Annotated in this window: 7 protein-coding genes; 2 read left to right on the top strand and 5 right to left on the bottom strand. The window is 65.1% G+C overall.

The genetic code is table 11. The features are described from left to right. The coding region (locus tag AADJ04_RS17200; protein ID WP_341240359.1) for a PLP-dependent transferase at window positions 1–824 on the top strand (824 nt) is incomplete at its 5' end. Here the strand turns inward: AADJ04_RS17200 and AADJ04_RS17205 are convergent. After that, on the bottom strand, window positions 772–1,245 hold the full coding sequence (locus AADJ04_RS17205; protein ID WP_341240360.1) for an Lrp/AsnC family transcriptional regulator: 474 nt from the start codon (window positions 1,243–1,245) through the stop codon (window positions 772–774). The genes AADJ04_RS17200 and AADJ04_RS17205 overlap by 53 nt on opposite strands. A 103-nt stretch (window positions 1,246–1,348) precedes the next feature. Between AADJ04_RS17205 and mdeB the strand changes: the two genes are divergently transcribed. Then, the gene (mdeB, locus tag AADJ04_RS17210; RefSeq protein ID WP_341240361.1) at window positions 1,349–4,051 is read left to right on the top strand and encodes an alpha-ketoglutarate dehydrogenase; all 2,703 of its coding nucleotides are present in this window, start codon (window positions 1,349–1,351) and stop codon (window positions 4,049–4,051) included. 122 nt (window positions 4,052–4,173) lie between these two features. Here mdeB and AADJ04_RS17215 read toward each other — a convergent pair whose 3' ends face one another. The 4 genes from AADJ04_RS17215 to AADJ04_RS17230 form a co-directional block, all read right to left on the bottom strand. Further along, window positions 4,174–5,004, bottom strand: coding sequence for a M90 family metallopeptidase (locus AADJ04_RS17215; protein WP_341240362.1), 831 nt, complete (start codon window positions 5,002–5,004; stop codon window positions 4,174–4,176). A 53-nt stretch (window positions 5,005–5,057) separates the two neighbouring features. Continuing rightward, the gene (locus tag AADJ04_RS17220; RefSeq protein ID WP_341240363.1) at window positions 5,058–5,837 is read right to left on the bottom strand and encodes a UDP-2,3-diacylglucosamine diphosphatase; all 780 of its coding nucleotides are present in this window, start codon (window positions 5,835–5,837) and stop codon (window positions 5,058–5,060) included. Between the two features lie 183 nt (window positions 5,838–6,020). Further along, complete coding sequence (locus tag AADJ04_RS17225) at window positions 6,021–6,548, bottom strand: peptidylprolyl isomerase (protein ID WP_066698174.1); 528 nt, start codon at window positions 6,546–6,548, stop codon at window positions 6,021–6,023. 21 nt (window positions 6,549–6,569) lie between these two features. After that, window positions 6,570–6,912, bottom strand: a 343-nt coding sequence (locus AADJ04_RS17230) for a peptidylprolyl isomerase (protein ID WP_341240364.1), incomplete at its 5' end; no start/stop codon positions are given.

Here is a 6,912-nt window from a genome sequence, read left to right on the forward strand (position 1 = left end):
TCTACCTGGAAACCCCCGCCAACCCCAACATGCGCCTGGTGGACATTGCCGCCGTGTCGGCGCTGGCCCACGCCCAGGGCGCCAAGGTGGTAGTGGACAACACTTACTGCACGCCCTACCTGCAGCAGCCCCTGCTGCTGGGTGCCGATGTGAGCGTGCATTCCATGACCAAGTACCTCGGCGGCCATGGCGACCTGACGGCAGGCGCCGCCGTGTTTGCCGATGCCGAACTGGCCCAGCGCGTGCGCCTGTACGGCCTGAAAGACATGACCGGCGCCGTGATGTCAGCACAAGACGCCCACCTGGTGATGCGCGGCCTGAAAACCCTGGCGCTGCGCATGGATCGCCACTGCCAGAGCGCGCAGAAGGTGGCCGAATTCATCGCTGCCCACCCGGCTGCCGCAGCCGTGCACTACCCCGGCCTGCCCAGCTTTGCGCAACACGCGCTGGCCCAGCGGCAGATGCGCCAGATGGGCGGGATGATTGCTTTTGAGCTGCGCGGTGGCCTGCAGGCGGGTGTGCGCTTCATGGACGCCCTGCAACTCGTCACCCGCGCCGTGAGCTTGGGCGACGCCGAAACCCTGGCCCAGCACCCGGCCAGCATGACGCATTCGACCTACACGCCCGAGCAGCGTGCCGCCCACGGCATTGCCGAAGGGCTGGTGCGCCTGTCGGTGGGGCTGGAAGACCTGGACGACCTGCTGGCCGACATCGGCCAGGCGCTGGACCTGGCCCATGCCATGGACCTGAGCGCAGGCATCAACGCTGCTATCAGCCCCGAGCGTGCGGCAGTGGCAGCGCCGTTTTGTAGCGCACCTGCTTGAGCGCAAAGCTGGAGCGGATCTTCTCGATGCCCGGAATCGGCGTGAGCTGCTCCAGGATGAACCGCTCCAGCGCCGAAATGTCGGGCAGTGCCACGCGGATGAGGTAGTCGGAGTCGCCGCTCATCAGGTAGCACTCCATCACCTCGTCGTGCTCGGCAATGCGCCGCTCGAAGTCGGCCAGCGCCTCCTTGCTCTGCGTCTTCAGGCTAATGTTGATGAACACATTGAGCCCCAGGCCCAGCGCCGCCGCATTGGCCAGCGCCACATAGCGGGCAATTACGCCCGCCGCCTCCAGCGCCTTCACACGCGCCAGGCAGGGCGAGGGCGACAGATGCACGCGGCGCGCCAGCTCCACGTTGGAGAGCGAGCCATCGGCCTGCAACTCGGCCAGAATGCGCAGATCGGTTGCGTCAAGCTTCATGTGCTGCAATTTCGTTTTGATGCGGCATATTGTGCTTTTGAAGTGGCAAATTCTGCGCGTTTCAGCATCCTATTTTTGGAAAACTTTTCTACAGTGTGCTCCCATGAACGCCCCACTGCCCACCCATCTCCTCAGCCCTCAGGACACTGTGGCTGACATCGACCCCCAAGAAACCGCCGAATGGCGCGACGCCTTTGTGGCCCTGGTGGCCACCGAGGGGCCCGAGCGGGCTCGCCTCATCTTGGCCGAGCTGGTGCACCTGGCACGCACCCAGCAGATTGGCTGGCAGCCGCAGCTCAACACGCCCTACGTGAACACCGTGGCCGTGCAGAACCAGCCCGTCTTCCCGGGCGACTTGGCGGTGGAAGAGCGGCTCGCGTCCATCATGCGCTGGAACGCGCTCGCCATGGTGGTGCGCGCCAACCAGGCCGATCTGGGCGGTTCAAGCGAGCTGGGCGGGCACATTGCCAGCTATGCCAGCGCGGCCGATTTGTTTGAGAGCGGCTTCAACCACTTCTTCCGTGCCCGCGAGGGGCTGGGCGAGGGCCAGCACCGGGGCGACCTGGTGTTCTTTCAGCCGCACAGCGCGCCGGGGGTGTACGCACGGGCGTTTTTGGAGGGGCGCTTGTCTGAGCAAGACCTGATGCACTACCGCCAGGAGCTGACAGCGCCCGCCGCCGGGGCGCAGGGCCTGTGCAGCTACCCGCATCCGTGGCTGATGCCTGATTTTTGGCAGTTCCCCACCGGCTCGATGGGCATTGGGCCCATCAGCAGCATCTACCACGCACGCTTTATGCGCTACCTCACGCACCGCAACCTGCTCAATTGCGAAGGGCGCAACGAGGCAGGGGGACACACCGCGAAGCGGCGTGTGTGGGGCGTGTTTGGTGATGGCGAAATGGACGAGCCCGAGAGCATGAGCGCCCTGACCCTGGCCGCGCGCGAGGGGCTGGACAACCTGGTCTGGGTCGTCAACTGCAACCTGCAGCGCCTGGACGGCCCCGTGCGCGGCAATGGCCGCATCATTGACGAACTGGAGCGACTGTTTGCCGGTGCGGGCTGGAACGTGGTGAAACTGGTGTGGGGCAGTGACTGGGACGGCCTGTTTGCCCGCGACCTGACAGGCGCACTGGTGCGCACGCTGCAAGGCACGGTGGATGGGCAAATGCAGACGTTTGCGGCGAAAGACGGGCGCTTTAACCGCGACAACTTCTTCGGCCAAAGCCCCGAGCTGGCGGCGCTGGCCCAGGGCATGACGGACGAGCAGATTGATCGCCTCAAGCGCGGCGGGCACGATCTGGTGAAGATCCACGCCGCCTACGCCGCCGCTGCCGCCCACAAGGGCCAGCCCACCGTCATCCTGGCCCACACCAAGAAGGGCTACGGCATGGGCACGGCGGGGCAGGGCAAGATGACCACGCACAGCCAGAAAAAGCTGGACGATACGGACCTCATCGAATTCCGCAACCGTTTTAACCTGCCGCTCACCGACGCGCAGGCCACGGGCCTGGCCTTCTACAAGCCTGCTGAAGACAGCCCTGAGATGCAGTACCTGCGCCGCCACCGCCAACAACTGGGTGGCTACTTGCCGCGGCGCGGGACCGTGTGCGATGCGCTGCCCGTGCCCGCCATCGAAAGCTACGCGCAGTTCGCGCTGCAGTCCGATGGCAAGGAGATGAGCACCACCATGGCCTTTGTGCGCATGCTGGGCACGCTTTTGAAAGATGCCCAACTGGGCCCGCGCATCGTGCCCATCGTGGCCGACGAGGCGCGCACCTTTGGCATGGCCAACCTGTTCAAGCAGGTCGGCATCTACAGCAGCGTGGGCCAGCGCTATGCGCCGGAAGACATCGGCTCGGTGCTGAGCTACCGCGAGGCGCTGGACGGGCAGATTCTGGAAGAGGGCATCAGCGAGGCGGGCGCCATTGCGAGCTGGACGGCCGCCGCCACCAGCTATAGCGTGCACGGCCTGGCCATGCTGCCGTTTTACATCTACTACTCCATGTTCGGCTTTCAGCGCGTGGGCGACGCCATCTGGGCCGCTGCCGACCAGCGGGCGCGGGGCTTTTTGCTGGGCGCCACCTCGGGCCGCACCACGCTGGGCGGTGAGGGCTTGCAGCACCAGGACGGCACCAGCCATCTGGTGGCCGCCACCATCCCCAACTGCAAGGCATACGACCCTGCCTATGCGGGCGAGATGGCCGTCATCATCGACGCCGGCATGCGCGAGATGGTGACCGAGCAGCGCGACGTCTTCTATTACGTGACGCTGATGAACGAGAACTACGCCCAGCCCGATTTGCCAGCGGGTGCCACCGAAGGTGTGCTGCGTGGCTGCTATGTTTTCAAGAGCTACCAGCGCTTGATGGACGGGCGTGAGAGCCCGATTTCATCCAAATCTGTCACTCTGCTGGGTTCGGGCGCCATCCTGACCGAAGTGGTCAAGGCCGCTGAGTTGCTGGCGGCTGAAGGCGTGGAGGTGACCGTGCTGAGCGTGACCAGCTGGAGCGAGCTGGCCCGCGATGGCGTGGCCTGCGAACAGCGTGCTTTGAGTGGCGAGGCCGAGCACGGCACGCCTTGGCTCACGCAACAACTGGCAGGCACCGCCGGGCCGGTGATTGCCGCCACCGACTACGTGCGCGCCGTGCCCGAGACGGTGCGCGCCTTTGTGCCCGAAGGCCGCCGCTACATCACCCTGGGCACGGACGGCTTTGGCCGCAGCGACACGCGCGCGGCGCTGCGCCAGTTCTTTGGGGTGGATGCCCAGGCCGTGGCGAAGGCGGCGCGGTTTGCGTTGGGTTTATAGCCAAAATGGCTGCTGGCGCTTGATGGATAAGCGCCAGCAGCTATTGAAAATATAGCATTCACGCTGCGCAACCCAAGGTACTTCGGGCCATCGCTGGCGCATAGTTTGTGGGCCGATGGCCTTCAGTCGGCCATCGCCTCACGCCGGAAGAACGCATCCAGCACCGGCACCAGGCTGGCAAACTCTTGCGCAAACCGGGTGCGGTTCACAAAGTAGGCCTCGCAGGCCACGGCAAAAAACTCGGATTGCGATGTGGCGCCGTACGCATCGAGCCAGGGCTTTTCAGCGCCAAACCGTTCGGCCAGGATCACGCGCTCGCGAAAGTCCTGGTAGGCGGGCTCCCACGCATTCCACCAGGCTTCATACGCCCCGCGGCCCGTGCGCGCGCCCATGAAACCTGCAGGCAGGGGCGGGCAGCCGTTGGCGTTGCCGCTGCGCATGTCCAGCTTGTGCACAAATTCGTGCACCACCACGTTGTGGCCGCGTGCGGTGTTTTCGTGGGCATTGGCAATGTGCTGCCAGCTCAGCATCACCGGGCCGCGCTCCATGGCTTCGCCCAGCAGCACCTGGGCGTGTTCGTGCACCACGCCCGCCTCGTCCACCATCTGCCGTCGTGCCACGGCTTCACCGGGGTGGACCACGATGGTCACGAAATCGTCGTACCAGTCCAGGGCCTTGGCAGCATCGCCCAGGTGCAGCAGGGGCAGGCAGGCCTGCGCCGCAATGTCGATGGCCATGGCATCGGTCACTTCCAGCCCATGGGCGCCATGGAACTGTTTTTGGTCCAGAAACAGGGCGCTGAGCGCGCGCAGCTTGCCCTGCTCGGGCAGCGACAGGCGGGCCAGGAAGGGGTAGCGCTGCAGGGTTTGCAGCCAAAGCTCTGCCGAAATGGCGGGCACGGGGGCCACGGTGGCACGCACACTGCGCCAGAGCCGGTTGAGAAAAGGGGGCATGGTGGGCTGGATCGGGGCCTGCTGTGGGCACGCCCCTGAGTTCAAGACGCCCGCTACATGGGGCCCAGTGCCACGCGTTCCAAGCCCGTGGCCGACAAACGCAGTGTTTCCAGGCGCGGGGGTAATGCGGCCGCGTCCCAGTCGCTCAGCACCACGCGCTGCAAGCCGGGGGCCAGGGCATGGTTTGCCGGCCGGTGGGTATGGCCGTGGATGAGTGTGCGCGCGCCTGCGGCCTGCAGCCAGGCGATGGCGCTTGCGTGGTCCACATCGGCATAGACCGTGCCCGACTGCTTGCGCGCTTCACTCTCTTGCCGAGTACCGCGCGCCTGTGCGCGGCGCGTAGCGAGCGGTTGCGACAGAAACTGTTGCTGCCAGGCGGGGCTGCGGGCCTGCACGCGAAAGCGCTGGTAGTCCACATCGTCCACGCACAGCAGATCGCCATGGCTGAGCAGGTAGCGCTGGCCTGCGAAGCTCAGCACGGTCGGGTCTTGCAGGCCGGTGATGCCGCAGTGCTTCAAGAAAGCGCCGCCCGCCAGAAAATCGCGGTTGCCATGCATGAAGTACAACGCGGTGCGTTGTGCAGCGGCCTGGAGCTGAGCGCACACCTGGCCCTCAAAACTGCCAGGGTCGTGGATGGCGTCGTCGCCCACCCACACTTCAAAAATGTCGCCCAGCAAAAAGACGGCGTCGGCCGGCGTGGTTTGCAGATACCGCTGCCATGCGGCCACGGTGGCGGGTTCGCTGGCCTGCAGGTGCAGGTCGGAAATGAAATCGACCGTGCGCCAGTGTGAGGGAGCAACAAGCTCCTCCAACGGGGGCACGGTCGGGGTCACGGAGTTCGTTTCTCTCAGAGCTTCATGCGCACAGCCATGAGCGCGGCGCATGAAACCGGCGCGATGCAAGCCAGTGGGCGCCGCGCAAGGGCCGCCCCGCCGCGCTGGCGGCGTCTCCCTTCCCGAATTGCGCAGCAATTCGAGAGAAGGGGGAAGGCGCGCAGCGCCTCAGGGGGATGAGACTCAAAGCGCCACAGCCTTGTCGATGACCACGGGGTCAAAGGGCACGTCGTCGTGGAAGCCCTTGCGGGTGGTGCGCACGGCCTTGATGGCATCGACCACTTCCTGGCCCTTCACCACCTTGCCGAACACGGCGTAGCCCCAGCCTTGGGGGGTGGGCGAGCTGTGGTTCAGGAAGCCGTTGTCCACGGTGTTGATGAAGAACTGGGCGGTGGCGCTGTGGGGGTCACCCGTGCGGGCCATGGCCACGGTGTACTTGTCGTTCTTCAGGCCGTTCTTGGCTTCGTTTTCGATGGGGGCCTGGGTTTCCTTTTGCTTCATGTCGGCAGTCATGCCGCCGCCTTGCACCATGAAGTTCTTGATCACGCGGTGGAACACGGTGCCGTTGTAGAAGCCGCTGTTCACGTAGGCCAGGAAGTTGGCGGTGGACTTGGGCGCGTTCACGGCGTCCAGTTCGAGGGTGATGACGCCTTGGGTGGCGGTTTCAGCCACGTTGATGGTGACGTGGAGTTCAACTTGTGGATTGCTCATTGCAGTGCTTTCTTCAAAAAATCACTTCACCACGGTGGCAGAGGTGATGGTGACGGGGGTGTTGGGAACGTTCTGGTGGGGGCCCTTGTTGCCCGTGGCCACGGCCTTGATCTTGTCGACTACCGCGGTGCCTTCCACCACCTTGCCGAACACGGCGTAACCGTGGCCGTCGGGGTTGGGGGCGTTGAGCATGGCGTTGTCCTTCACGTTGATGAAGAACTGCGAGGTGGCCGAGTTGGGGTTGCCCGTGCGCGCCATGGCGATGGTGTAGGTGTCGTTCTTGAGGCCGTTGTTGGCTTCAAGCGGGATGGGTGCCTTGGTGGGCTTTTGCACCATGTCGGCAGTGAAGCCGCCGCCCTGGATC

The organism is uncultured Acidovorax sp., assembly GCF_964021665.1.
GTDB lineage: Bacteria > Pseudomonadota > Gammaproteobacteria > Burkholderiales > Burkholderiaceae_C > Acidovorax > Acidovorax temperans.